Source organism: Streptomyces sp. NPDC056169 (assembly GCF_042268445.1).
Classification (GTDB): domain Bacteria; phylum Actinomycetota; class Actinomycetes; order Streptomycetales; family Streptomycetaceae; genus Streptomyces.
Genome location: NZ_JBHJUO010000009.1, coordinates 318736 through 343632, shown reverse-complemented (window position 1 = coordinate 343632; position 24897 = coordinate 318736). Strand labels below are relative to the sequence as shown.

Here is a 24897-nt window from a genome sequence, read left to right as displayed (position 1 = left end):
CCGCACCCCACCCACCACCCTCACGAGAGGAGGCCCCGGAATGCCCCACCCCACCGACGACACCGACCGGGGTTCCTGGACCGGGCGGCTGACCCGCCGCTGTCTGCGGCACCGGCGCAGCGTGCTCGTGGCGGTTCTCGCCGCGCTCCTCGGGACCGCGACCAGCGCCCTCGTCCCCCTCGTCACGATGGTGATCGTCGACGACGTCGTCCTGCGGCCCACCCGCTCCGCCGCCCGGTGGACCGGAGCGCTGCTCGCCGTCGCCGCGCTCGGCTACCTCGCCGCGTACCTGCGCCGCCTGTACGCCGGACGGCTCGCCGCCGACGTCCAGCACGACCTGCGGGTCGACCTGTTCCGCTCGCTCTCCCGCCTGGACGGCGTACGCCGCGACGAACTGAGCACCGGTCAGCTCCTGGGCCGGGCCTCCGGAGACCTCAACATGGTCTTCGGACTCGTCTCCACCCTGCCCACCGCGATCTCCAGCGCGGCCCTGCTGGTGGTCTCCCTGGTCCTCATCGCCACGCTCTCCCCGCTGCTCGCCCTGGTCGCGCTCGCCCTGGTCCCCGCACTCTGGTTCATCGGCCGACGCAGCCGCACCTGGCTCTACCCCGCGACCTGGTACGCCCAGAACCAGGCCGCCGCCGTCGCCGGAGTCGTCGCCAGCTCCACCGCCGGCATCCGCGTCGTCAAGGGATTCGGCCAGGAACAGCGGGAGATGGACCGGCTGGCCCACGCCGCCCGGCGGCTCTTCGCCGGCCGCATGCGCGCCGTACGGCTCAACGCCCGCTACGGGCCCGCGCTCCAGTGCGTGCCCTCCCTCGGACAGGTCGGAGCCCTCGCGGTCGGCGGCTGGCTGGCGGCCCGCGGCGAACTCAGCCTCGGCGCCCTCCTCGCCTTCTCCGCCTACCTCGCCCAGCTCGTCGGCCCCGTCAAGACCCTCGCCGCACTGCTCACCATGGGCCAGCAGGCCGGCGCCGGGATCGAGCGGGTCCTCGAAGTGATCGACACCCGCCCGCTGCTGACCGAGGGCACGGGCCGACTGCCCGAAGACGGCCCCCTCGGCGTCGAGTTCGACCACGTCACCTTCGCGTACGGCCCCGGGCGGCCCGTCCTCACCGACCTCTCCCTCCGCATCGAACCCGGCGAGACCCTGGCCGTCGTCGGCGCCCCCGGATCGGGCAAGTCCACCCTCGCCCTGCTGCTCTCCCGGTTCCACGACGTCTCCGAGGGCGCGGTACGGATCGGCGGCGCCGACGTCCGCGACCTGACCTTCGACTCCCTGCGCGGCGCGGTCGCCGGCGTCCCCGAGGACACCGCCCTCCTCGCCGGAACCGTCCGCGAGACCGTCGCCTACGGCCGGCCGGACGCCACCGACGCGGAGATCCACGCCGCGGCCCGCACCGCCCAGGCGCACGCCTTCGTCACCGCCCTGCCCGACGGCTACGCCACGGTGCTCGGCGAACGCGGCGCCCTGTCCGGCGGACAGCGCCAGCGCCTCGCCCTCGCCCGGGCGCTCGCCGCCGCGCCCCGCGTCCTCGTCCTCGACGACGCCACCTCCGCCGTCGACGCCCGCGTCGAGCAGGGCATTCACGACGCGCTGCGCGCCCGGGCAGACGGCCGCACCACCCTGATCGTCGCCCGCCGCCGCTCGACTCTCGCGCTCGCCGACCGGATCGCCGTCCTCGACCACGGACGGATCATCGACCTCGGCACTCACCGCGAACTCACCACTCGCTGCCCGCTCTACCGCACGATCCTCCAGCACCACCCCGCCGAGCCTCCGGCCGAGGCAGCAGCCGCCGAACCCCCGGCCCCCGCAGGGGACCGGCGGCCCCCCGTCCCGGACGCCCCGAAACCCGCTCCCGCTCCGCCCTCCGCCGCCGCCGCGCGCATGCAGGACCGGGTCGCGGCGCTGCCGCCGGCCCTCGATCTCCCCCTCATCGACGAGGCGGAGGCCGCCCGCGACCCCCGGGCCGACGGCAAGAGCGAGTTCGGGCTGCGCCACCTGCTGCGCGGCCACCGCCTGCCGCTCGCCCTCGGCCTCGCCCTGGTCGTCGCCGACGCGCTCGCCGGACTCACCCTGCCCTTCGTGCTGCGGCACGGCATCGAGGGCGGCGCCCACCACCTCGCCCTCACCGCCGTCGCCACGGCCTCCCTTGCCGCGCTGGCCCTCGTCCTCGCCCAGTACGCCGTCCAGCGGGCTGCGGTCCGGGTCACCGGACGCACGGGGGAGCGGCTGCTGTACGGGCTGCGGATCCGGGTCTTCGCGCACCTGCACCGCCTGGGGCTCGATCACTTCGAGAACGAGGCGTCCGGCCGCACTCTCACCCGGATGACCACCGACGTCGACTCGCTCTCCTCCTTCCTCCAGACCGGCCTGCTCAGCGTCCTCGTCAGCGCCCTCACCCTGCTCGGCGTCCTCGTCGCGCTCGGCGTCGCCGACGCGGGGATGCTCCTCGTCGTCCTCGCCGTCCTCCCGCTGATCGCTCTCGCCACCGTCGTCTTCCGCCGGGCCTCCGCCCGCAGCTACGCCGACGCCCGGGAACGGCTCGCCGTCGTCAACGGCGCGCTCCAGGAAGGCGCGGCCGGCATGCGCACCGTCCAGGAGTTCCGCCGCGAGGAGTCCGTCGTCACCGCCTTCGCCCGGCACAGCGACGCCTACCGGCGCGCCCGGGTCCGCGGCCAGCTCCTGTCCGCCCGCTACTTCCCGTTCATCCAGTTCCTCGCCGCCTGCGTCGCCGCCGTGGTCCTCGCCGTCGGCGCACACCGGGTGGCCGCGGGCACCATGACGGTCGGCGCCCTCGTCGCGTACCTCCTCTACCTGGACCTGTTCTTCGTCCCGGTGCAGCAGCTCTCCCAGCTCTTCGACGGCTATCAGCAGGCACGGGTGTCCCTGCTGCGGATCCGGGACCTGCTCCGGCTGCGCAGCACCACCCCGGCCGCCGCCGACGCGCTCCCCGTCCGCTCCCTGCGCGGCGAACTCGTCTTCGACGACGTCGACTTCCACTACCGCGACGGCCGCCCGGCGCTGACCGGGGTCCGGCTGCGCATCCCGCAGGGCCAGACCGTCGCCTTCGTCGGCACGACCGGCGCCGGCAAGTCGACCCTCGTCAAGCTCGCCGCCCGTTTCCACGACCCGACCCGCGGGGCCGTCCGCATCGACGGGACCGACCTGCGCGACCTGGACCTCACCGGCTACCGCAAACGGCTCGGCGTCGTCCCCCAGGAGCCGTACCTCTTCGCCGGAACCGTCCGCGAGGCCATCGCCTACGGCCGGCCCGACGCCACCGACGCCGAGATAGCCGACGCGGCCCGCCGGGTCGGCGCCCACGACACCCTCAGCGCCCTCGACGGCGGCTACGACCACCGTGTGACCGAAGGCGGACGCAACCTCTCCGCCGGTCAGCGGCAACTGATCTCGCTGGCCCGCGCCGAACTCGTCCGCCCCGACGTCCTCCTGCTCGACGAGGCCACCGCCGCCCTCGACCTCGCCACCGAGGCGCTGGTCAACCGGGCGACCGAACGCCTCGTCAGCGGCCGCACCGCCCTGATCGTCGCCCACCGCCTCAGCGTCGCCTCCCGAGCCGACCGCATCGTCGTCGTCGACGACGGCCGGATCCGGGAGGACGGCGCCCACGACGAACTCCTCGCCCTGGACGGGATCTACGCCGCACTGTGGCGCGCCTCGCAGGGGCGCCCGCCCGCGGCCACCGTCCCTCGGCCCGCAACCCTCACCCACGACTCCTACGAACGGAACGCTTCATGAGCGCCACCATCCAGCCGGCCGGCCCGGACGCCCCGGCCGACGACCGGCCCCCGCGCGTCGTCCTCGCCCAGCCGCGCGGCTTCTGCGCCGGGGTGCGCCGCGCCATCGGCATCGTGGAACGCGCCCTCGACCTCCACGGCGCCCCGGTGTACGTGCGCAAGGAGATCGTGCACAACCACCACGTCGTGGCCGAGCTGGAGAAGCGCGGTGCCCGCTTCGTCGACAGCGAGGAGGACGTGCCCGAGGGCGCCGTCTGCGTCTTCTCCGCCCACGGCGTCTCGCCCGCCGTACGCAGCGGCGCGGCGGAGCGCCGCCTCGAAATCATCGACGCCACCTGTCCGCTGGTCTCCAAGGTCCACCAGGCGGCCGTCCGCTACGCCCGCGACGGCCGGACCATCCTGCTGGTCGGCCACGCCGACCACGAGGAGGTCGAGGGTGTCCGCGGCGAGGCCCCCGAACGCACCGTCGTCGTCGAGAACGAGGCCGACGTCGCCGCCCTCGACCTGCCGGACGACGCGCCGGTGGCCTACCTGACCCAGACCACCCTGTCCTTCGACGAGACCCGGCGGGTCGTCGACGCGCTGCGCGCCCGCTTCACCGACCTCGCCGGCCCCGCCGACGGCGACATCTGCTACGCCAGCCAGAACCGCCAGAACGCCGTCAAGGCCCTCGCCCGCCGCAACGACCTCGTCCTGGTCGTCGGCTCCCGCAACTCCAGCAACTCGATCCGCATGGTCGAGGTCGCCCGGGAGCACGGCAGCGCCGCGTACCTCGTCCCGGACGCCGGCCATCTCGACGAGAGCTGGCTCGCCGGGGCGTCGAGCATCGGCGTCAGCTCCGGCGCCAGCGCCCCGGAGATCCTCGTCCGCGGACTCGTCGACCGGCTCGCCGCACTCGGCTGGCGCGACGTCGAACTGGACGACGGCATCGCCGAGGACGTCGTCTTCTCCATGCCCGCCCGGCTCGCCGACCCCGTCACCGGCCGAGTACCCCGGACCCCCCTGGCCGATGAGGCCCTGTGACCAGAACAGGATCTGTCATGACGTCGATCGCATCGGTCCACGGACCCGACGACCTGCGCGCCCTCACCCTCCCGCAGACCGAGGAGCTCGCCGCGGACATCCGGCGCCTCCTCGTCGAGGAGGTCACCCGCACCGGCGGTCACCTCGGCCCCAGCCTCGGCGTCGTCGAGCTCACCCTCGCCCTGCACCGGGTCTTCGAGTCCCCGCGCGATCAGATCCTGTGGGACACCGGGCACCAGACCTACCCCCACAAGATCATCACCGGCCGGGCGGCCGCCTTCGGCACCCTGCGCCAACCCGGCGGACTCTCCGGCTACCCCTCGCGCGCCGAGTCCGCGCACGACCTCATCGAGAACTCCCACGCCTCCACCGTCCTGTCCTACGCCGACGGCCTCGCCAAGGCCCACCGGCTGACCGGCGCCACCGACCGCGCCGTCGTCGCCGTCATCGGCGACGGCGCCCTCACCGGCGGCATGGCCTGGGAGGCCCTGAACAACCTCGCCGACGGCGCCGACCGCCCGGTGGTCGTCGTCCTCAACGACAACACCCGCTCCTACGCCCCCACCGTCGGCGGCATCCCCGCCCACCTGGCGCAGCTGCGCAGCGAGGACCGCCCCCCGCACTCCGTCTTCGAGAACCTCGGCCTCGCCTACGTCGGACCCGTCGACGGACACGACGTCGCGGCCCTCGAAGAGGCCCTCCGCCACGCCGCCGGACTCGGCAGGCCCGTCGTCGTCCACTGCCTCACCGAGAAGGGCCGCGGCCACGCTCCCGCCGAACAGGACGAGGCCGACCGCTTCCACGCCGTACGCCCCCGCCCCGCCGCCCGAACCGCGCCCCGCCCCGCCCCGGAACCCGCCTGGACCGACGTGTTCGGCGAGGAGCTCGCCGCACTCGGCGCCCGGTGCCCCGACGTGGTCGCCCTCACCGCGGCCATGCTCGCCCCCACCGGCCTCACCGCCTTCGCCGAGCGCTTCCCCGACCGCACCTTCGACGTCGGCATCGCCGAGCAGCACGCCGTGACCTCCGCCGCCGGCCTGGCCCTCGGCGGACTGCACCCCGTCGTGGCGGTGTACGCGACCTTCCTCAACCGGGCCTTCGACCAGATGCTGCTCGACGTCGCCCTGCACCGCGCCCCGGTCACCTTCGTCCTCGACCGGGCCGGCGTCACCGGCGACGACGGCGCCTCCCACAACGGCATGTGGGACCTGTCGCTGTTCCAGATGGTCCCCGGCCTGCGAGTGGCCGCCCCGCGCGACGCCGCCACCCTGCGCCGCGCCCTGCGCGAGGCCCTCGCGGTCCAGGACGGCCCCACCGCGCTGCGCTTCCCCAAGGGCTCCGCGGGCCACGACATCCCCGCCGTCGCCACCCTCGACGGCATGGACGTCCTGCGCCGCGCGGGCTCGGGCGCCCGGGACGTCCTGCTCGTCTCCGTCGGCGCGATGGCCGGGGTCTGCCTGGAGGCGGCCGACCGCCTCGCGGAGCACGGCTTCGGCGTCACCGTCGTCGACCCGCGCTGGATCGCGCCCGTCCCCGCCGCCCTCGTGGAGCTCGGCCTCGGCCATTCGCTGGTCGCCACGGTCGAGGACGGCGGCCGCAGCGGCGGAGCCGGGGCCGCGATCGCCCAGACCCTCGCCGACGCGGGCGCCCGCGCCCCTGTCCGTACCTTCGGACTGCCCCAGCGCTTCCTGGAGCACGGCCGTCGCGACGACATCCTCGCCGCCCACGGCCTGACCGGGCGTCACATCGCCCGCGCCGTCGTCGAGGCCCTCGCCGGCCGCGACGACTCCGTCTCGATCGGCGACCTGGCCCCGCAGCCCGTCGGTGCCGACCAGTGAACCGCCCGCCCCTCACCCGTACCAGAGCAGGAGACACCCCATGACGGTCGCGCTCGGCATCCCGTCGATGCCTGCCCCGGTCCTCGGCGCCCGCCGCCCCACCCGCCAGCTCCAGGTCGGCAAGGTCGGCGTGGGCAGCCGGTCCCCGATCTCGGTGCAGTCCATGACGACCACGCTCACCTCGGACGTCAACGCCACCCTCCAGCAGATCGCCGAGCTCACCGCCGCGGGCTGCGACATCGTGCGGGTGGCCTGCCCCTCCCAGGACGACGCGGACGCGTTGCCCGCGATCGCCGCCAAGTCGCCGATCCCGGTGATCGCCGACATCCACTTCCAGCCGCGCTACGTCTTCGCCGCCATCGAGGCGGGCTGCGCCGCGGTCCGCGTCAACCCCGGCAACATCAAGAAGTTCGACGACCAGGTCAAGGACATCGCCCGGGCCGCCAAGGACCACGGCACCCCCATCCGCATCGGCGTCAACGCCGGCTCCCTGGACGCCCGGCTGCTGAAGAAGTACGGCAAGGCCACCCCCGAGGCCCTGGTGGAGTCGGCGCTGTGGGAGGCGAGCCTCTTCGCCGAACACGACTTCCACGACCTGAAGATCTCCGTGAAGCACAACGACCCCGTCGTCATGGTCCGCGCCTACGAACTCCTCGCCGAGGCCTGCGACCACCCCCTGCACCTCGGCGTCACCGAGGCCGGCCCGGCCTTCCAGGGCACCGTCAAGTCCGCCGTCGCCTTCGGCGCGCTGCTGCGCCAGGGCATCGGCGACACCGTCCGGGTCTCGCTCTCCGCGCCCCCGGTCGAGGAGGTCAAGGTCGCCACCCAGATCCTCCAGTCGCTCAACCTGCGCCCGCGGAAGCTGGACATCGTCTCCTGCCCGTCCTGCGGCCGCGCCCAGGTCGACGTCTACAAGCTCGCCGCCGAGGTGAGCGCCGGCCTGCAGGGCATGGAGGTCCCGCTGCGCGTCGCCGTGATGGGCTGCGTCGTCAACGGCCCCGGCGAGGCCCGCGAGGCCGACCTCGGCGTCGCCTCCGGCAACGGCAAGGGCCAGATCTTCGTGAAGGGCGAGGTCATCAAGACCGTCCCCGAGTCGAAGATCGTCGAGACCCTGATCGAGGAGGCGCTGCGGCTCGCCGACACCTTCGACACCGCTGCCCTCGGCACGGGCACGCCCGAGGTCGTGGCCGCGGGCTGACGCCGTCCGCGGGGGCCCGGGCCGGACGGCCGGGCCCCCGCGCGTCAGGCCGAGCGCGCCCAGCAGGGCGTTGCCGAACCGCGCCGGTACCGACAGTGGGCTCAGGCAGCGGGACGGGCCTGGACGGCCTGCAGTCGCGGGTAGCCGCGGAGCAAGCTTCTCGAACCTCGACACCGACACGTCACCTCACGGGGTGGGCACCAGCTAGGGCGAGGGGCGGCCTACGTCGACTTCGACGATGAACCGGCCGTCCGTCACGCGGACGCGGGCGCGCTGGGGCATCGGGTCGGTGTACAACGGCTTCGGGATGACCTCGATCAGGCAGCCCGGCATCTCCGCGGTCTGCTTCACACACCGCCCGTACCGCCGCGTACAGCTCGTCCTCGGCGAGCTCGGCGGGGGAGAGGTTGCTTCGCACCCGCGGTCAGCACGGCAATTCTCCCGTGCTGGTTCGGTGCCGAATTCGGGGGGTTGAAGACGAGAAAGGCGCAGGTCCTAGCCCTGATCGAATGAGTTGTCGTACCACTCGATGGTGGTCCCGATGAGACTGGCGGCGACGATGCGCTTCAGCGATCCGGGCGGCGTCGGGGAGGGAGTCGCGGCGGCCATGTGCACCACTCCCAGGCAAGGGCGGGGACGTGTTCGTGTCGCCACACCATAGGAAGACGCAGGTCAGCGGCGTATGTGGTGGGACACCATAGTTCGGGTGGGTCGTGTGCCCCCGGCCTCCGTGGCCTACAGCTGCGACCCTGCCGAACGCCTTCGAGGGGCCTGGGGAGGGGCTGTCCGGGTTGCACTGATCGGGCCCGTTTTGGTGGTGCGGTGCTGACTCCCGTGCTGGTGTGGTGCTGACCGAAGTCCCATGTCAGCACCCCTGCCGACCCCTCCCGTGCTGACCTGGTGCTGACTACGCAGCGTTGAACTCCGGCATCTGCGACAGGCCGGTTCCGATGGATGCGCCAAGGTCGGTCGTAGGTTGCGATCCCCCATGTGTGGCGCTGCCGGCCCCGTGCGGCGGGCAGCCGTTCGCGGAGGCTGGTTCGAGTCGTACGACTTCCCGAACAGCCGCGCACGACTGGGGAGTGTGCCGCGGGGGATGCGCCTGCGCCCAGCCCGTCGGAGTCGAGATCGCGCTGGCCCTTCAGCAGGTCCGCCGGGAAGAAATGACGTGGCGCGGGGTCAGCCGGGACTCCATGTCGTCCGCCCGCCGATGCAGCCCCGTCCGGCTGCTCGGTATCTCCGATCTGGCCCCGTCGTCCCCCGGCGTATGTCGGTACCCGCGACCTCCAACACGGAGGCTGGGCCGCACTGCGTCTTTCCGCCCGGAATGGCGCGGTTCACGGCTGGCAAGCCTTTGCCATGGCGATGACTTGCCGTCATGAGACCTTCACGACCGTGTTCACCGGTCGATAGACCCATGCCATGGACTCCCCTTCTCATCGTTCCGCCCTCCGGCGCGGGCGCCGGCAACTGATCGCGGCGGCCACCGTGGTGCCCCTGCTGACCTCGGGGCTCTTCGCCCTGCAGGTTCCCGCGCAGGCTGCTCCGGCTGAGCCCACCGTCTCCGCCAAGCCCTCGGTGACCCACAAGGTCACCCTTGTCACCGGCGACGTCGTCACGGTCACGACGACCGCCGACGGCAAGCAGATCGCCGACGTCGACCGGCCCGACAGCGCCGTCGGCGGCGTGAGACTCCAGGAGATCAAGGGCGACTTGTTCGTCATCCCGGACGAGGCGGTACCGCTGCTGGGAACGGACAAGCTGGACCGGCGGTTGTTCAACGTCACCGACCTGATCGAGATGGGGTACGACGACGCGAAGTCGGCCGCCGTACCGCTGATCGCGACCTACACCGAGCCGACGTCCCGGGCGGCCACCGAGCCGACGGCTCCCCGCGGCAGCAGGCTGACCCGCAGACTCAAGGGCATCCGCGGCGCGGTGCTCAGCACCGACAAGCGGCAGACCCGCACCTTCTGGACCTCCGTCGCGCCCCAGGGTGGCGGCACGCTCGGTGCGGGGGTCGCGAAGCTGTGGCTCGACGGTCGCGTGAAGGCCAGCCTGAAGGAGAGCGTGCCGCTGATCGGCGCGCCCGAGGCCTGGGCGGCCGGTTACACGGGCAAGGGCGTCAAGGTGGCCGTGCTCGACACCGGCATCGACGCCGACCACCCCGACTTCGCCGGTCTGATCGACGGCACGGCCAGCTTCGTGCCGGGTGAAGGCGTCACCGACGTCAACGGGCACGGGACGCACGTGGCCGGCACGATCGTCGGTTCGGGCGCCGCCTCCGGAGGCGACAACAAGGGCGTCGCGCCCGGCGCCGATCTGTACGTCGGCAAGGTGCTCGGTGGCGCGGAGGGATACGGCCAGGACTCCTGGGTCATGGCCGGCATGCAGTGGGCCGCCGAGTCCGGTGCCGACGTCGTCAACATGAGCCTCGGCGACTCCTACCCGACCGACGGCAGCGACCCGATGTCGCAGACGGTCGACGCGCTCTCCGCGCAGTACGGCACGCTGTTCGTCATAGCCGCCGGCAACGCGGGCCCGGAGAGCATCTCCGCCCCGGGTGCGGCCGCCGCGGCGCTGACCGTGGCAGCCACGGACAAGCAGGACCGGCTCGCGTCCTTCTCCAGCACCGGCCCGCTGGCCTGGTCCGGTGGCATGAAGCCGGACATCGCGGCGCCGGGCGTGGACATCACCGCCGCCAGGTCACAGGCGATGACCGATGGTGGGGAGGGTCTCTACCGCACCATCAGCGGCACGTCGATGGCCACCCCGCACGTCGCGGGCGCGGCGGCGATCCTGGCCCAGCGGCACCCGGACTGGACCGGCGCGCAGCTCAAGGAACACCTGACGAGCACCGCGAAGGGCCTGGAAGGCGGGTACTCGCCGTACGAGGTCGGCACCGGCCGCCTCGACGTGGCCGCCGCCGTGCGGACCACGGTCCGGGCGACCGGGTCACTCTTCTTCGGCAACTACACCTGGCCGCACGAGCCGAGCGACGTCGCCGTCACGAAGGACCTGACCTTCACCAACGCCGGTTCCTCCGACGTCACCCTGAACCTGGCGCTGACCGATGACGACGGGCCGTTCACTCTGGGGGCGGTCGAGGTGACCGTCCCCGCGCGCGGCACCGCCACCGTCCCCGTCACCGGTGACCCGCGGACCGCCTCGGCAGGCCGTCACGCCGGCTACGTGACAGCCACCGACACGGCCACTGGCCGGCAGGTGACCCGCACCTCCGTGGCACTGCTCAAGGAGGAGGAGCGCTACGACCTGAACATCAAGCTGGTCGGCAAGGACGGCAAGCCCGCCAGCGGCTGGGTCGGCATCAACCTCGCCGGCGACCCCTGGCCGTGGAACGTCTACGTCGAGGGCTCGACCACGATGCGCATGGCACCCGGCCTGTACACCGTCGCGGGGTACATCGACGTGGCGGGGGAGAAGGCGGACCGCTCCGGTCTGGCCGTGCTCGTCGACCCGGAGACGGTGCTCAAGGACGGCTCCGCGGAGGTCGTGCTGGACGCGAGCAAGGCACGCCTGCTCCAGACCGAGGCGCCGCAGCGCACCGAGGACCGCCAGCGCAAGGTCGACTTCAACGTCCACTACAAGGGCCTCGACCCGTACATGGACTACCGCAGCGCGTACGTGCTGCCGCCGACGTACGACGACGTCTACGTCGCGCCGACGGAGGCGATGAAGCAGGGCGAGTTCATGCTGATCACCCGCTGGCGCAAGGGCGAGCCGCAGCTCGGCCTGAGCGCGTTGGGAGGCCGGCTCCCGTTCGAGGCGCGGGTGCAGGCGGGCAGCGCCCTGGGCACCGCCACGGACACGCTCCGCGCCGTCTACGCGGGCGACGGCGCGACGGCCGCGTACGAGAAGGTCACGGCCAAGGGCAGGATCGTCGTCGTCGAGCGCAGCGACGAGGTCTCGCCGCAGGAGCGGGCCGAGGCCGCGGTCGCGGCGGGCGCGAAGGCGCTGATCGTGGTCAACGACGGTGTCGGTGGCCTGATGGAGTACGTCGGCGAGTCGGCCATCCCGGTCGCCGCCGTGCACCGCGACGCGGGCAAGGGCCTGGTCTCGATGGCCAGGACAGGCCTCCTCAAGCTGACCGTGAAGCAGACCGAGTACACGCCGTTCGTCTACGACCTGACCCGGGACTACCCGGGCCAGGTGCCGGACCGGGCCCTGGTCTACAAGCCGAGCAGGAGTGACCTCGCCCGGATCGACGCCCGCTACTACGCGGCGGCGGGCGGGCGGCTCGCGGAGGGCTACCGGTCCGACTTCACCCTCAGCCCGTCGTTCAACATGCCCGAGCTGGAGTGGCACCCGGGCACCCGCACGGAGTGGGTGACCCCGGGCCAGGTCTGGCGGGAGTTCCACACGCAGGGCGTCGACGGACCGCTGCCGTGGTCGATGGTGTCGGGCGACAACACGTACGCCAAGGGCAGCACCACCCGCCTGGACTGGTTCGCTCCGGCGACCCGGCCCGCACAGAGCGAGTCCTTCGGCGTGTACAACTCCCGCTGGCAGAACTACATGACCTGGAACGTGCAGGCGTGGGCCTCCGCCAGCGACACCATGCGTCTCGGCGGCTACCTGCCGTGGGGTGAGACACCGTCCCACCTTCAGGTCTTCCAGGGCGACACGCTGATCCACGACAACCCGGTCAGTGGCGACATGCAGTGGGTGGAGGTACCGGCGGGCAACCGGCCCTACCGCGCCGTCCTCGACGTGGAACGGCCCGGTGACGTCTTCCGGCTGTCGACCCGCACCCACACCGAGTGGACTTTCATGTCCGACACCGTCGACTCGGACTTCTTCGAGCCGTTCTCGGTGCTGAACCTGGACTACGAGCTGGAGACGGACCTGCACGGCGACGTCAGGGCCGACACGACCCGGAAGATAGCGCTCAAGCCCGTGTCCATGGACCTCGGGACCGTGCCGGGCACCGTCACCAAGGTGACGCTGGACGTCTCGTACGACGACGGCGCCGGCTGGCAGAAGGTACTCCTGACCAAGCGGGCCGACGGCTCCTGGGCGGGTTCGTTCAGAACACCCAAGAAGCCCGGCGGCTTCGTCTCGCTCCGCGCGAGCGCCGGGACGGACAGCGGCTTCGGCGTCAAGCACGAGATCCTCCGGGCGTACGGCCTGCGATGAACGGAACAGTCGGGCCCCGGGGAGGCGACTCCCCGGGGCCCTTCCCCTCACACCCGCTCCCAGCAGGGACTATTCAAGGTCCGCCGCCATGGCGCATACTCTCCCCGCTGCGGCAAGCGGAGGAGAGTCGATCGCCGATGCTGGATGTTCTTGGCCTCGAACCCGATGACGAGCGCGTCTACCGGGCGCTGCTCGGACGGCCGAACTCCACCGCGTACCTCCTCGCCGATCCGAGCGTGCTGTCGCAGGCCCACGTCGACAAGGCACTGTCCCGCCTCGTCGAGTGGGGACTGGTCACCAGGTCGGCGGACGAGCGCTTCACCGCCGCGCCGCCGGCCATGGCGCTCGGCGCCCTCATCAGCCAGCGCCGGGACGGGCTGCGCATGGCGGAGCACGCCTTGGTGACCTTCGCAGAGGAACACCGGGCGGCGATGACCGGGAGCAGCATCAGCGACCTGATCGAGGTCGTCACGGGCGTCGACGCCATCCGGCATCGCTTTCTTCAGGTGCAGCAGGCGGCCCGCACGCAGGTCCGCTCCTTCATCACCGCGCCGTTCGTCGCCCTGCCACCCGACGAGAACACGGCCGAACCCGTGGCGATCGGTCGGGGCGTGCACTTCCGCGCCGTGCTGGACCGGGCCGTACTGGCGGAACCCGGCATCGTCGACGACGCGATCGATTCCCTGGGCAAAGGTGTGCACCTGCGGGTCGCCGACGAGCTGCCGATGAAACTCGTCCTGGCCGACGCCGACCTCGGACTCGTCCCGCTCGCGGTCACGGCGGCGGGAGAACCCGGCGCGGTGCTGCTGCACCGCAGTGGCCTGCTGGACGCGTTGGACGCTCTCTTCGAGACGGTGTGGCGCACCGCCCGCCCTCTCGAACTGTCGGGCGCCGGGGGAGAGGCCGATCGCACCGTCGAGGTCGGCGCGGAAGACCCCACCGACCTCGACCGCAGGATTCTCGCCCTGCTCCTGGCCGGCCTGACGGACCTGACCGCCGCGACACAACTCGGTCTGTCACCGCGTACGCTGCACCGGCGCCTCCGCCACCTCATGGATCTGGCCGGAGTCAGGACCCGGATGCAGCTCGGCGCCCACGCCGTGCGAAACGGGTGGGCAGAGGTTCCTTGAACGAGTGGGTACCCCGGGTGCCCTCGCACACGGATGCCGATCGGCGCCCCGGACAGGGCGTGTCGACGAGGGCTCGACGCCTTCGGCCGCGCCGCCGACCGACGGGCGGGAACGTACCCCGGCTCGGTCACCTTCCTCGGCGGCAGGGGAAGTCCACTCACAGGAATCGGCTACGGAACCGTGGGGGCCTCAGGTGGGATCCGAGGGCCTCTCACGGACTTCGAGCGCGTGCTGGTAGTTGGCATGTGGTCCGTGACGCGGCGCGGGGTCAGTGATCGGAGTAGCTGAAGTCGCCCATGGTCCAGGCGCTGACGTCCGCGATCGAGACGCGGTACATCCCACCCGTCTCCGGGATCCCCACCGTGCCCTGAAGGATCCGCGCCATGTGGAAGTGCAGATAGGCGGGCGGCCCGTCCCTCCGTGTCGCAGCGGTGAAGACGGCGGAGAACTCGCCCAAGCGGGCGGATTCCGCCAGGACCTCCGAGACCCGCTGCCTCCACACCGCTTCGGTCGCAAGCCGACCGGTGATGACAGCGCCACCGGTGACCACCGTCAGGGACATCTGATTGCTCTGCCCGGACTCCACCAGCGTGGCGACGTCAACGAGCAGCTCGTCAAGCTTCGACATGAAAGCCGATCCTATTCACGGGCCGTCCCGTCCCGTCAACCGGTCGTGCCACCGGGCGAGAACGGCCGTCACCGCTTTCCCGTCAGGAATGCGCCGCGTGAGCATCGAGGCATCCCACGGGACTGCCGGAGACCGCTCCGCGACCTTCGCATCACTGTTCGAGGTCGATTACCTGTCTACCGGACACACGGAAATCTATGTCGGCCGGAGTAGACATTGGTCGGTGGCGTGGTTATGGTTTCTCTCGTAGCCCAGAGAGACAGCAGGGCCTGGCAGGGACGAACTGCCGGCAAGCAGTACCAGCAGTACAGGTAGTTGCAGTGAGCAGGACGGTGCGGCGGTGGAGTTTCGAAGCCAGAGTTTTCGCAGGACGGCGACGGGACTGACGGCCGGACCGGGTGGCCCGCAGTGATCAGGGGCCGCCGTGAGCGGGACCGCGGTCATGGCAGGTGCGGTACCCGTGAGTGCAGTGCGCAGTACCCAGCAGTGAAGTCAGTGAGCAGTACCCCTGGTGAAGGCGTCGGCTGCGGACGCGCGCACCGGGAAGTTCGGCAGTGGGGTTCTAAGCCAGAGCAGACGCAGGACGGGCGACGGGGCTGGCTGCCGAAGTGTGGCGCTGTCACAGGCCACCGAGTGGTTCGCATCACCAGCAGTACCCGCAGTGAATCAGTACCGGCAGTACGCAGTACCCCGTAGTAAGTAGTTGATCACCGAGGAAGAACGGAGGAACCCGCGCCATCAGGATCGCCCGGGCGGAAGTCTGAGCCCGGGTACCGCAGGACATCGATAACGAGGTGGTCTCCGGTCAAGCAACCGCGATCCCCGCACCCCCGACAGCAGCCAGGTCGGGTACGCGGACACAGAAGGCCGGCGCAGTGTCAGGGCCGGCAGGTGGTGTAGTAGTTCCTTCGGGGCCCTGGTGCCAGTACTGGCACCAGGGCCCCTCAACGCGTTCCACGAGAGAGGTGCAATGACAGCAGACGACTCGTATGGCCGTCTCGACGACGACGACTACCCCGCCTACACGATGGGCAGGGCCGCCGAAATGCTCGGCACCACACAAGGATTCCTCCGCGCCATCGGCGAAGCCCGCCTCATCACCCCGCTGCGCTCCGAGGGCGGCCACCGCCGCTACTCCCGCTACCAGCTGCGCATCGCCGCCCGCGCCCGCGAACTCGTCGACCAGGGCACCCCCATCGAGGCCGCCTGCCGCATCATCATCCTCGAAGACCAGCTCGAAGAAGCGCAGCGCATCAACGCCGAGTACCGCCGCGCCGCCGGATCATCCGGGCCGGCGCCCGCGGACTGAGACGGTGCGAGCCCGTCGGACACCGGCGGGTCCCGCGCATACAACCCCTTCCCGCAGGGCTTCGCGCAGCTCAGGAATCCTCCACATCGTTCGTGGCGGCCGACAGGACACCGAGGAGCACCAGGACGAGCACGGCGCACAGGAGCACGAGGACGACGACCACAGGCGTGGGATAGCTCCACAGGACGAGGGCGAGAGTTCCCGCCGCGATCACGGTGGCTGTGGTCAAGGGGCGGTGCGCGCGCAGCCAGTCGCCGGCCCGGCCGCTGTCCCACCCGGTGCGGGCCAGCGCGTGACCGGCGGCGTCGACGCCCCGGCCGGTGGCCGAGCGGACGGCGTCGGCTCCGCGGCCAGGCCCGTACAGATAGGCCGTGATCACGGCGATCAGCGCGATGACGAGCGTCGCCACCGTCGACTGCCGCAGGAACCTCACGAGGGTGTCATAGACATCCGCCGCGGCCTCTTGCGACTTCGCGACCGGGGCCACCGCGTCCAGGTACACCTGGCGCAGGACGGAGAGCACCACGAGCAGCGCGCACATCATCACGCCGATGCCGACCCCCAGGGCCATCACCGCTTTGCGGCGCCGAGGCGCTGCCCAGACCCCGAGGCCCGCAAGAACAACGACTGTCGCGGGTAGCCAGGGACCGAGCACACCGAGCCAGCGGGCCGCGTTCTGAACCTCACCCAGCTGGTCGTTCCTCGTCAGCACGATCGATGTGTCGGCCCCGGGAATCTGATCCGCATCGACGATCGTCGTGCCGACGAACTGCTTCTGCATCTCCTCCACCACGACCCCCACGTTCAGCACGAGGGCATCTCCCTTGACCTCGATCGCGCCACCGCCGTCGCCGGTCAGGACGTTCGTCGCGGCGGTGTGGGCGCCCCGGTTGACTCTGTCCCAGGCCTCGGCGAAGGCGTCGCTGGTGACCACCTTCTTCACCACGTACCGGACGCCGGTCGTCAGGCCGCTCTTGAGCTGTTCGTCCATCGATCTGGCCGCGTCGACCAGGAAGGGGGGTGCGTCGCGGTCGGCCAGGATGTCGGCGAGGGCGTCGGTGATCTTTCGGACGTCGACGCGCGCGACCACTCCGTCGGTCACACGGTCGATGACGACGTCCTGGACGGCCGGATCGCGGGCCAGCGGCGCGACCGTCTGTTCGTAGCGGTCGACGTCGTTGATCTGCGAGCTCGCCCATGCTGCCACCACGGCGACGGGAGCCAGCAGTACGGCCAGGGCGAGAAGCCCGGAGGCGACCACCATGCGCAGCCTGCCGTGACGGAGGTCGGCGTCCTTGCGAAGGCGCTCGTAATCCGAGCGCTCAGATGCGTCCAGAGGGCGCCCCGGCTCGTCGGGCGAGGGCCTCCGCGGACCGAAGTCGTGAGGTGCGCCCATGGGACTCCCTCCGGGTGCGGCACTCGGAGCGCCAAGGCACTCCGCCCACGTGGTGAGACGGCCGCCGACCATCCGGTGCCTGACTCCATGGTTCCCCATCCACCCACGACCCGCAGCTTGCCCGCGTGTGTGTCCCACCGCACCCGGGCAGGCGCCGACGGCCGCGGCGAGGCACCCCTGATCATGCAGGCGCCGCGCTCAGGCCCTTGGCCGGATGGCCGGAGCCCTCCGTTCAGCCGTCGCGGTCTTGCCTCCTGTCCGTGCCCTTGGTCTCATCGTGCAGCAGGCCGGCGCGCAGCTCGCTGAGGATGCGAGCGAGGAGGCGTGAGACGTGCATCTGGGAGAGGCCGATGCGTCGGCCTGTTTCGGCCCGGGTCAGCTCCTGTGCGAAGCGGAGGGCGAGAATCTCTCGGTCACGCCGGTCGAGTCGGGCGATCAGCGATCCCAGCGACTCCAGGTCGTCGATCAGCTCGTACGCGGGTTCCGTGGCGGTGCTGCGGCTGAGGGCGGCGCCCTGTGAGGGCGAACGTGCGGAACTCTCACTGCCGGAGTCGTTCGAGCATGCCGGGTTCGGCGCTTTTCCCGGTCGCATTGAGGCTGTTCTGACTCTCTACCAGTAGTGCCGACGCCCGCCGACCTGGTGACCGACCGCACCGAGGATCCAGAGGATGGCACCGATGACCACGAGGATGATCCCGATTGTCCAGAGAATGCTGATGCTGGCCACGAATCCGATGACGAGCAAGATGACGCCGAGGACGATCATGGTGTCCTCCGATTCTGCTGATTGCTTCCATACCAGGGTAGGCGTCCCTTCCGCTCATGGCCTCCGGGAACGGAGCTTGAGCAGGGAGGTTCTGTCCCGTGATCTCAGGCCGGGTGCCCTGGCGAGAGGTCCGCGACGTCACTGAACCGGAGGAGTGGCGGCCTTGCAGGGCCGGGTGGGCTCTGCGTGACAGGTGCGAGCAGGAAGCCGACGTGGTCTCCTCCGTCGACGCGTTCCCGAACTCGGCCCACGAGCCAGGCGCAGGAGTCCTCCAGTACCGGCACTCCGCTTTCTCCCGGCCGCCAGGCCACCCTGCCGAACTTGTCGATGTCGTCGCCGGTCCGCCTGCCGAACAGCTCGGCGACCTGCGTCTGGTCGCGGCGCAGCGCGTGTACGGCGAGGTGGGAGGCGCGGCGAGCGATGCGATAGGTGCGGTTGGCGGTGGAGATCCACACCATGAAACGGGGTGGGTCGATCGAGCACTGTGACGCGAAGCCCACCAGGCAGCCACCCTGCTCGCCGTCGGCCGCCGCCGTGACGACGTACATCGGGTAGTCGAGCACGTCGGTGAAGCCGTCGAGGCCGGCCACGGTCAGCTCCTCGGGTCCGGGTCCGGGTCCGGGTCCGGGGGTGGGTCCGGGTCCGGGTCCGGGGGTGGGGTCGGGGGCAGGGGGCTACGGAGCGCGGAGCGCCCTGCCGACCACGCTGCGCGAACATGGGCGCCGAGTTCGTTCTCGAGCAGGACGGTGGCAGCGCACCCGAAGGCGATGTCCGGCTCCAGTCCGGGTTCGTCGGCGAGGAGGCCGCCGATGACCTCGCGCCGTACGACCTGCTCGTGGACGGCGTCGGCTTCGACGTGCTCTGCGTAGAAGTGCTCGGCGGCGGGCCCCGCGCCGCAGCGGCGCATGGCATTGGCGAGCCTTCGGGAGCCGGGCGGGGAGGTGACCTCGACGCAGGCGAAGTGGCCGACCAGCGCGCCGCGCAGGGATCGGTGCAGTCCGAAGAGGGACATGAGGTTGACGGTGGCGAGCAGCGGGGCAGGAGCGTGGTCCAGGTAGTGGCCGTAGGCCGGGTCGAGGTCGAGGTCGGTCATGAGGTCCGCGAAGAGCCGTGCGTGAATGCGTTCGGGGCGCCCGGCGCCGAATTCGTCGTACTCGACGGCCACCATCGCGGCCTTGGCCCGGCCGGTCAGCCGCGGGATGACCCAGGCGTGCGGGTCCGCCTCTTTGAGGTGGTAAAGGGAGCGCAGGGCCGCGTACTCGCGCAACTGCCACAGCTCGCCCTTGGATTCCAGATAGTGGCTGACGCTGTCGGCCGGATTCACCTGTTCGACGAGGAGCGGGGCGAAGGTCTCCTCGACGGTTCGGGGCGCATCGGGGAGTGCGATGCGCAGCGCGTGGAGGAACAGGGTTTCCGCCTCCCGTCGCAGACGCAGCAGGTCCGGGTCCCATTCGCGTGCGTCGTCGACGCCCTCGAAGCCTCGGTAGTGGAGTTCGTACAGCAGGTACAGCGCGAGCTGGAGGTCCTCTCCCCAGGGGTCCGCCCTTCGGATGCTGGCCTCGGTGTACGCGGGTGGCCGGTCGCTCCGCAGGGCCCTCTCCACGGCGCCCGACAGGTCACCCCGCGCTGCGACGAGGCGGGGGCCGGATTCCGTGACGCTCCTGCTGGACGGGGTCATGTGAGGCTCCTGTCCTCGGAGGGTGCTACAGCTCGTTCCCGGCGGCGGTGGCTGGTGTCGCACCAGGGATACGCACGGCTGCGGCGACACGTGCACAGCGCGACCATGAACCGCTCGGATCGGGCGAGGGTCCCGTCGTCCAGCACGAATTCCACCGGGCCCTCGACCAGGATCGGGCCCTGCGGGTCGATGGCCACCCGGCGTGAGGGTCCGGGTGGGGGCCGGGCCGTCGTAGAGGTGGCCGCCTGCGTCACGCCGTCAGGGGTGCTCGGCACGGATGATCACCAGCTCCTCGCGCTCGTCGCCGTCGCACGCCAGGCCCTGCCTCCGCAGCCAGGTCCGCCGCGCACGCAGTACCGGCCCCCATGGGACGGAGGCCCGTGCGGTCACCCCGGCGGACAGCCCGCCCGCTTCCAGACGGGCAAGAGTGGCCGGTGGACCGCACATCCCGGAGTGCACCATCAGCAGGACCCCGCCGGGGCGCAGCAAGGCCGGCGCGCACGCGCAGACGCGGTCGATGACCGCCCGCCCGTCGGGGCCGGCGTCCCAGGCGCGGGCGGCCCCGTGCGACGGCGGGCGCGCTCGGGCCGAGGGCACGTAAGGCGGGTTGGTGAGGACGACGTCGAAGCGCCGGCCCTGGGCTCGGGTCTCGAAATCACCGTGCATCACTCTCAGTGGCAGTCGCTGCCGGAAGGCGTTCAGGCCGGCCGCGATGACCGCGGGCCACGAGACGTCGACGGCCTCGACCCGGGCCCCGGTACGCGCCGCGGACAGGGCGAGAGCACCTGTTCCGGTGCCGATGTCCAGGATGTCGCTGTCCGCGCCCATGGGTTCATGGGAGAGGGCTTCCGCGAGGAGCCAGGTGTCGGCCTGCGGGCGGTACACGCCGGGCAGGGCGATCAGCCGCCTGGGAAGCGGGTCGAAGGCCAGAGCCGTACTGGGCACCATGAACCTCCGGATCTCTGAGTTCGCGGAGAGGATCCCGTCGTCGGCGAGGGAACGCATGTCCGAGATCTCGCCCCCATTCCTGGCCCGCCGTTTCCGATGACCCGGAACGGGATTGTCTCCCGCTCGGCGACTGTGATGCGGGAGGGGCTCCTTCCAGTCGGAACACGCTCCATTGTGGCGCCGGGCCGCCTCGTCCGCCGCTCGACGCATCCGGGCTACTCGGCCACGGGACGGCGGGCTGCGGACTGCGCGAGAGGAAGAGGTTGTCGGTGACTCGTGAGAATGGGGGAAAAGTAATAAAGTGGCCATGCAGATGTTGTCCGGGGGCCGTTTTCGGCTCGGCCTCGGCTCGGGCGAGAACCTCAACGAGCACATCGTCGGCGCCGGCTGGCCCGCGGTCCCGGTGCGTCCGGGGATGCTCGAAGAGGCCGTCGGCATCATCCGTTCCTTGCCGGCGGGGGACACGGTCAGCCACGCGTCTGCTACGACACCGACCGCGACGCGGCGATCGCACGGGCACACGACCAGTTCCGCTGGTCCCTCGGTGGCTGGCAGGTGAACGCGGAACTCCCCGGGCCCGCCGGCTTCGAACAGGCCGGCACGCACATACGTCCCCAGGACGTAGCGGACGTCATTCCCTGCGGGGCAGACGTCCACGTGTTCGTCGACGCGGTACGTCCGTTCCGCGACGCGGGGTTCACCGAGATCGCACTCGTCCAAGTCGGCGGCGACCAGCAGGAGCCCTTCCTCCGCTGGGCACAGGCGGAGCTGCTCCCTGCTCTGCGGGAACTGTGAAGAGGGAAACCATGGACCGTGCCGTGCTTTTCGATGTCGACGGGACCCTTACCGACACCAACTACCTTCACGTGGTGGCATGCTGGGAGGCACTGCGCCAAGCCGGGCACCGGGTACCGATGCACTCCGTCCACCGGGCGATCGGCCTGCCCGGCGAGGACCTGCTCGATCACCTCCTGGGAGACGACCGCGACCCAGCGCAGGACGACCGACTGAGCGCCGCGCACCACACCCTGTACGCCACCTTCTTCGACCGCCTGCCCGCCCTGGCGTCGGCCGCCGACCTGATGCGCACGCTCGCCGGCAGCGGCTGGCGGGTCGTCCTCGTCACGTCGGCGAAGGACAGCGAACTCTCGGCCCTGTGCCGAGCCATCGACGCGGACGACGCCATCGCCGAAACCAGTACGTCCGATGACGTCGAGGAAGGCAAACCCGCACCGGAGCCAGTCCGGCACGCCCTCCGACTGGCCCAGGTGCCACCCGAGCGGGCCGTGTTCGTCGGCGACACCGTGTGGGACATGAAGGCGTCCACCCGCGCTCGTGTGACTGCCGTGGGCCTGCTCTGCGGCGGAATCCCGCGGGCCGACCTGGAAGAAGCCGGTGCCGCCGCCGTGTACCGCGATCCCGGCGATCTGCTGGCCCATCTCGCTGACAGCCCGCTCGCTGCCGTGTCGGCCAGAGCCGGGTGATCAGTGAGTGGGTGTTCCGACGCCCCCAGCGGTTGTTCATGGACGATCGGCCAGATGTTGCGGCGCTTGGCCTCTTCGTACAGTCCGCTTCGGACTCGATCCACGAGGCAGGTGGCCTCCCCTTCCTTGTGCTGCCAGGGCTGCCGTGTACTCGCGTCTGATGAGAACAGGACCGTGGCGACTGTGCAGCGGAGCGGAACCATCCGGTGGGCACTGAGGGGCGGCCATGGTTACTGTCCGTTCCCCCCGTCGGGAGGCGTCGGGAGCTTCCCCAGGTTTGACGGTCGGAATGCCGGTCAGAACTTATATGTACGGTTTTGTTCCTATGTTCCAGGGAGTGATCGCTCGTGTCGAGCAAGGAGAAGGGCCAGGCCAAGGCTGAGCAGGCCAAGGGCAAGCTCAAGGAGACGGCGGGCCGTGCGGTGGGCAATGAACGCATGACCGCCGAGGGGCGTGCCGAGAAGACGAAGGGGAACGCCCGCCAGGCCAAGGAGAAGATCAAGGACGTCTTCAAGGGCTGACCCGCCGACGGTGTGAGCCGTGGTCGAGGAGCCGCGGTGGGTGTCGAGCACGATGGGCCGGCGAAGAGCTGTCGCCCACGAACACCTCAGGGGCACCCATGTGAGACGGAGGTCTTCCCGCTCACGGCAAGGGCGAACGGCGGTGGCCGAATGAGAAGCGTGGGTGTGGAGGAAGAGCTGCTTCTCGTGCATGCCCGCAGTGGGGAGCCCCTCGCTCTGGCCGGTGCTGTCCTCGCGGCTGCGGACCGGTCGGTAGGTCGGCAGCCGCGAGGTGACGGCGCGCCAGGACACGCCCTCGAGAAGGAACTGCAGAAGGAACAAGTGGAGTTCGCCACCAAACCGGTGACGGAGATGGGTGAACTCGGGGATGAGGTCACCCGGTGCCGCGCCGAGGCCGGTCGGCACGCCGCATCCGCGGGCGCCCTCGTGGCGGCCCTCGCCACCTCGCCGCTGCCCGCCCAGCCCTCGCTGAACCCGGGCAAGCGATACGCGTGGCTGGGCGAACAGTTCGGCCTGACCGCGCAGGAACAACTCACCTGCGGCTGCCACGTCCACGTATCGGTCGAGTCGGACGAGGAAGGTGTCGCCGCACTGGACAGGATCCGGCCCTGGCTCTCCGTTCTGACCGCGATGAGCGCGAACTCGCCTTTCTGGCAGGGGCAGGACAGCAAGTACGCGAGTTATCGCAGCCGGGTGTGGAACAGGCTGCCCTCGGCCGGCCCGATGGACGTCTTCGGTTCCGCCGATCGCTACCACGAGCAGGTCCGTGCCATGCTCGACACCGGAGTCCTGCGCGACGAGGGGATGATCTACTTCGACGCCCGGCTGTCGGCCACCTACCCCACTGTGGAGGTCAGAGTGGCGGACGTGTGCCTCGAAGCGTCGACGCCCGTACTCCTCGCCTCCTTGGTCCGCGCCCTCGTCGAGACTGCCGCCAGGTCCTGGCGCGGAGGGGATCCGCCCTCCGGCGTCAGCACGGACCTGCTTCGGCTGGCGGCATGGCAGGCGGGTCGATCGGGCCTGGACGGCCCCCTCCTCCATCCCGGAACCATGCGAAAGGCGCCGGCGGCGGAGGTCGTCCAGGCGCTGTACGCCCATGTCCGAGAGGTCCTGGTCGAGTGCGGCGACGACGAACGGGTCCGCGGAGGCATCGCCGGTCTGCTGGAAGGGGGCAACGGGGCTCGCATCCAGCGCGAGCTCCTGCGCACTCATGGCAGTCTCACCTCGGTGGTCACCCACTGCGCGCGTATCACGAGCGACTCCCGAGCCTGATGCCAAGACCGACGAAGGAGGCGGGCGGGAAGAAGGCCCGGGCCACGGAGTCGGCTACGTGGAAGCCGGCGACGCTCCGGCGTCGGAAGTCCGCTTGACATGCGAGGAGAAGGACCATGGCAGCGAAACGGACCGTCTACCACGTCGCACCGTCCGGCGAGCGGGCAGCGGCTGCGGGTGTGAAGTGGCAGGTCGAGGGCAGGGAGGGCCGCCGGCTGATGCACGAGCCGCACCGGACCCAGAGGGACGCGATCGACTCCGCACGGCGGCATGCCAAGGAGCACACCCCCGCACAGGTCATCGTCCATGCCCGCGACGGGCACATCCGAACCGCCTACACCTACGGCGACGCTCCCATGACGTCCCCCGATGAACGCGGCCGCAGGGCAGGGGCGCGCGGGGGCCTCTTCTAGGGAGTGTCTTTCCGGTCATACTCAGGATGCCAGTCGATGGGACCCCGCGACTGAGGCGGGCGACGATGCGTGATGGTCGCTCGGCTTCCCCGCCCGTGGGGCTCATGTAGTCGCTTGCCCGACGTACCTGGCAGTTAGTCCGCAAATGCCGTGTCGATGCGTTGGTGAAGGTGGAAGCCCACCAGACCGGGCAGCGGCGGGGTGGGGGTCCTCATCGGCGTAGGTTCGAGGGAGGCATCGAAGGGGACGGTGGGCATGTGTCGCTGGCTCGCGTACTCGGGTTCGCCCTTGCTGCTCGACGCCGTGCTCTACTGCCCCCGAGCACTCACTGTGTGGGCGGGCCCATGGCCGAGCAGGGGCGCCGCGCCTGC

Annotated in this window: 20 protein-coding genes and 1 pseudogene; 12 read left to right on the top strand and 9 right to left on the bottom strand. The window is 71.1% G+C overall.

The genetic code is table 11. From position 1 onward, the window contains the following. Positions 1 to 40: 40 nt before the first annotated feature. Genes ACFC0G_RS17315 through ispG form a run of 4 tightly spaced genes read left to right on the top strand, consistent with a single transcriptional unit; the run spans position 41 to position 7824 of the window. A complete protein-coding gene (locus ACFC0G_RS17315) occupies positions 41 to 3766 on the top strand; it encodes an ABC transporter ATP-binding protein (protein WP_376403911.1) in 3726 nt (1241 codons plus the stop codon). Then, entirely contained in the window at positions 3763 to 4788 is a 1026-nt protein-coding gene (gene ispH, locus ACFC0G_RS17310) for a 4-hydroxy-3-methylbut-2-enyl diphosphate reductase (RefSeq protein WP_376403909.1), read from the top strand. The genes ACFC0G_RS17315 and ispH overlap by 4 nt, the downstream gene beginning before the upstream one ends. A gap of 17 nt (positions 4789 to 4805) precedes the next feature. Beyond that, the gene (locus ACFC0G_RS17305) at positions 4806 to 6626 is read left to right on the top strand and encodes a 1-deoxy-D-xylulose-5-phosphate synthase (RefSeq protein WP_376403907.1); all 1821 of its coding nucleotides are present in this window, start codon (positions 4806 to 4808) and stop codon (positions 6624 to 6626) included. 40 nt (positions 6627 to 6666) lie between these two features. Next, positions 6667 to 7824, top strand: coding sequence for a flavodoxin-dependent (E)-4-hydroxy-3-methylbut-2-enyl-diphosphate synthase (gene ispG, locus ACFC0G_RS17300; protein ID WP_376403905.1), 1158 nt, complete (start codon positions 6667 to 6669; stop codon positions 7822 to 7824). A 204-nt stretch (positions 7825 to 8028) separates the two neighbouring features. Here the strand turns inward: ispG and ACFC0G_RS17295 are convergent, their stop codons facing one another. After that, positions 8029 to 8175: a hypothetical protein gene (locus tag ACFC0G_RS17295; protein WP_376403903.1), complete on the bottom strand. Its 147-nt coding sequence runs from the start codon at positions 8173 to 8175 to the stop codon at positions 8029 to 8031. A gap of 1071 nt (positions 8176 to 9246) precedes the next feature. Between ACFC0G_RS17295 and ACFC0G_RS17290 the strand changes: the two genes are divergently transcribed. Together ACFC0G_RS17290 and ACFC0G_RS17285 are read left to right on the top strand one after the other, a co-directional pair. After that, positions 9247 to 12981 carry a S8 family serine peptidase gene (locus ACFC0G_RS17290; RefSeq protein WP_376403901.1) on the top strand — a complete coding sequence of 1245 codons (3735 nt, stop codon included), beginning with the start codon at positions 9247 to 9249 and terminating at the stop codon, positions 12979 to 12981. A 137-nt stretch (positions 12982 to 13118) separates the two neighbouring features. Next, the gene (locus tag ACFC0G_RS17285; protein ID WP_376403899.1) at positions 13119 to 14111 is read left to right on the top strand and encodes a helix-turn-helix domain-containing protein; all 993 of its coding nucleotides are present in this window, start codon (positions 13119 to 13121) and stop codon (positions 14109 to 14111) included. Between the two features lie 268 nt (positions 14112 to 14379). Here the strand turns inward: ACFC0G_RS17285 and ACFC0G_RS17280 are convergent, their stop codons facing one another. Continuing rightward, the gene (locus ACFC0G_RS17280; RefSeq protein WP_376403897.1) at positions 14380 to 14739 is read right to left on the bottom strand and encodes a hypothetical protein; all 360 of its coding nucleotides are present in this window, start codon (positions 14737 to 14739) and stop codon (positions 14380 to 14382) included. A 970-nt stretch (positions 14740 to 15709) separates the two neighbouring features. Between ACFC0G_RS17280 and ACFC0G_RS17275 the strand changes: the two genes are divergently transcribed. After that, complete coding sequence (locus ACFC0G_RS17275; protein ID WP_332434027.1) at positions 15710 to 16048, top strand: MerR family transcriptional regulator; 339 nt, start codon at positions 15710 to 15712, stop codon at positions 16046 to 16048. A 70-nt stretch (positions 16049 to 16118) separates the two neighbouring features. Here the strand turns inward: ACFC0G_RS17275 and ACFC0G_RS17270 are convergent, their stop codons facing one another. The 7 genes from ACFC0G_RS17270 to ACFC0G_RS17240 form a co-directional block, all read right to left on the bottom strand. After that, positions 16119 to 17444, bottom strand: coding sequence for a hypothetical protein (locus ACFC0G_RS17270; RefSeq protein ID WP_376403895.1), 1326 nt, complete (start codon positions 17442 to 17444; stop codon positions 16119 to 16121). A 232-nt stretch (positions 17445 to 17676) separates the two neighbouring features. After that, positions 17677 to 18036, bottom strand: a complete 360-nt coding sequence (locus ACFC0G_RS17265) for a sigma-70 family RNA polymerase sigma factor (protein ID WP_376403893.1) — start codon at positions 18034 to 18036, stop codon at positions 17677 to 17679. Positions 18037 to 18054: 18 nt separating this feature from the next. Beyond that, positions 18055 to 18210: a DUF6131 family protein gene (locus ACFC0G_RS17260; protein WP_376403891.1), complete on the bottom strand. Its 156-nt coding sequence runs from the start codon at positions 18208 to 18210 to the stop codon at positions 18055 to 18057. 104 nt (positions 18211 to 18314) lie between these two features. Beyond that, complete coding sequence (locus ACFC0G_RS17255; RefSeq protein WP_376403889.1) at positions 18315 to 18800, bottom strand: flavin reductase family protein; 486 nt, start codon at positions 18798 to 18800, stop codon at positions 18315 to 18317. 2 nt (positions 18801 to 18802) lie between these two features. Beyond that, positions 18803 to 19888 (bottom strand): iron-containing redox enzyme family protein, encoded by a 1086-nt coding sequence (locus ACFC0G_RS17250; protein WP_376403887.1) that lies wholly within the window; start codon positions 19886 to 19888, stop codon positions 18803 to 18805. Continuing rightward, positions 19885 to 20085, bottom strand: coding sequence for a CDGSH iron-sulfur domain-containing protein (locus ACFC0G_RS17245; protein WP_376403885.1), 201 nt, complete (start codon positions 20083 to 20085; stop codon positions 19885 to 19887). The genes ACFC0G_RS17250 and ACFC0G_RS17245 overlap by 4 nt, the downstream gene beginning before the upstream one ends. A gap of 61 nt (positions 20086 to 20146) precedes the next feature. Then, positions 20147 to 20836: a HemK2/MTQ2 family protein methyltransferase gene (locus tag ACFC0G_RS17240; RefSeq protein WP_376403938.1), complete on the bottom strand. Its 690-nt coding sequence runs from the start codon at positions 20834 to 20836 to the stop codon at positions 20147 to 20149. Positions 20837 to 21143: 307 nt separating this feature from the next. Between ACFC0G_RS17240 and ACFC0G_RS17235 the strand changes: the two are divergent. The 5 genes and pseudogenes from ACFC0G_RS17235 to ACFC0G_RS17215 all read left to right on the top strand — a co-directional run. Next, positions 21144 to 21631, top strand: a pseudogene (locus ACFC0G_RS17235) (LLM class F420-dependent oxidoreductase); the annotation flags it as partial. A gap of 11 nt (positions 21632 to 21642) precedes the next feature. Next, positions 21643 to 22320: an HAD family hydrolase gene (locus ACFC0G_RS17230; RefSeq protein ID WP_376403883.1), complete on the top strand. Its 678-nt coding sequence runs from the start codon at positions 21643 to 21645 to the stop codon at positions 22318 to 22320. A gap of 347 nt (positions 22321 to 22667) precedes the next feature. Further along, complete coding sequence (locus ACFC0G_RS17225) at positions 22668 to 22841, top strand: CsbD family protein (protein WP_376403881.1); 174 nt, start codon at positions 22668 to 22670, stop codon at positions 22839 to 22841. A 150-nt stretch (positions 22842 to 22991) separates the two neighbouring features. Continuing rightward, positions 22992 to 24113 (top strand): glutamate--cysteine ligase, encoded by a 1122-nt coding sequence (locus ACFC0G_RS17220; RefSeq protein ID WP_376403879.1) that lies wholly within the window; start codon positions 22992 to 22994, stop codon positions 24111 to 24113. Positions 24114 to 24229: 116 nt separating this feature from the next. Continuing rightward, complete coding sequence (locus ACFC0G_RS17215; RefSeq protein WP_266902347.1) at positions 24230 to 24526, top strand: DUF2188 domain-containing protein; 297 nt, start codon at positions 24230 to 24232, stop codon at positions 24524 to 24526. Positions 24527 to 24897: the final 371 nt, after the last annotated feature.

What these genes read in the sequence shown, in the direction of transcription:
- ACFC0G_RS17315 (WP_376403911.1), top strand. Translation starts at nt 41, where the DNA reads ATGCCCCACCCCACCGACGACACCGACCGGGGTTCCTGGACCGGGCGG.
- ispH (WP_376403909.1), top strand. Translation starts at nt 3,763, where the DNA reads ATGAGCGCCACCATCCAGCCGGCCGGCCCGGACGCCCCGGCCGACGAC.
- ACFC0G_RS17305 (WP_376403907.1), top strand. Translation starts at nt 4,806, where the DNA reads ATGACGTCGATCGCATCGGTCCACGGACCCGACGACCTGCGCGCCCTC.
- ispG (WP_376403905.1), top strand. Translation starts at nt 6,667, where the DNA reads ATGACGGTCGCGCTCGGCATCCCGTCGATGCCTGCCCCGGTCCTCGGC.
- ACFC0G_RS17290 (WP_376403901.1), top strand. Translation starts at nt 9,247, where the DNA reads ATGGACTCCCCTTCTCATCGTTCCGCCCTCCGGCGCGGGCGCCGGCAA.
- ACFC0G_RS17285 (WP_376403899.1), top strand. Translation starts at nt 13,119, where the DNA reads ATGCTGGATGTTCTTGGCCTCGAACCCGATGACGAGCGCGTCTACCGG.
- ACFC0G_RS17280 (WP_376403897.1), bottom strand. Translation starts at nt 14,739, where the DNA reads ATGTCGAAGCTTGACGAGCTGCTCGTTGACGTCGCCACGCTGGTGGAG.
- ACFC0G_RS17275 (WP_332434027.1), top strand. Translation starts at nt 15,710, where the DNA reads ATGACAGCAGACGACTCGTATGGCCGTCTCGACGACGACGACTACCCC.
- ACFC0G_RS17270 (WP_376403895.1), bottom strand. Translation starts at nt 17,444, where the DNA reads ATGGGCGCACCTCACGACTTCGGTCCGCGGAGGCCCTCGCCCGACGAG.
- ACFC0G_RS17265 (WP_376403893.1), bottom strand. Translation starts at nt 18,036, where the DNA reads ATGCGACCGGGAAAAGCGCCGAACCCGGCATGCTCGAACGACTCCGGC.
- ACFC0G_RS17260 (WP_376403891.1), bottom strand. Translation starts at nt 18,210, where the DNA reads ATGATCGTCCTCGGCGTCATCTTGCTCGTCATCGGATTCGTGGCCAGC.
- ACFC0G_RS17250 (WP_376403887.1), bottom strand. Translation starts at nt 19,888, where the DNA reads ATGACCCCGTCCAGCAGGAGCGTCACGGAATCCGGCCCCCGCCTCGTC.
- ACFC0G_RS17240 (WP_376403938.1), bottom strand. Translation starts at nt 20,836, where the DNA reads ATGGTGCCCAGTACGGCTCTGGCCTTCGACCCGCTTCCCAGGCGGCTG.
- ACFC0G_RS17230 (WP_376403883.1), top strand. Translation starts at nt 21,643, where the DNA reads ATGGACCGTGCCGTGCTTTTCGATGTCGACGGGACCCTTACCGACACC.
- ACFC0G_RS17220 (WP_376403879.1), top strand. Translation starts at nt 22,992, where the DNA reads ATGAGAAGCGTGGGTGTGGAGGAAGAGCTGCTTCTCGTGCATGCCCGC.
- ACFC0G_RS17215 (WP_266902347.1), top strand. Translation starts at nt 24,230, where the DNA reads ATGGCAGCGAAACGGACCGTCTACCACGTCGCACCGTCCGGCGAGCGG.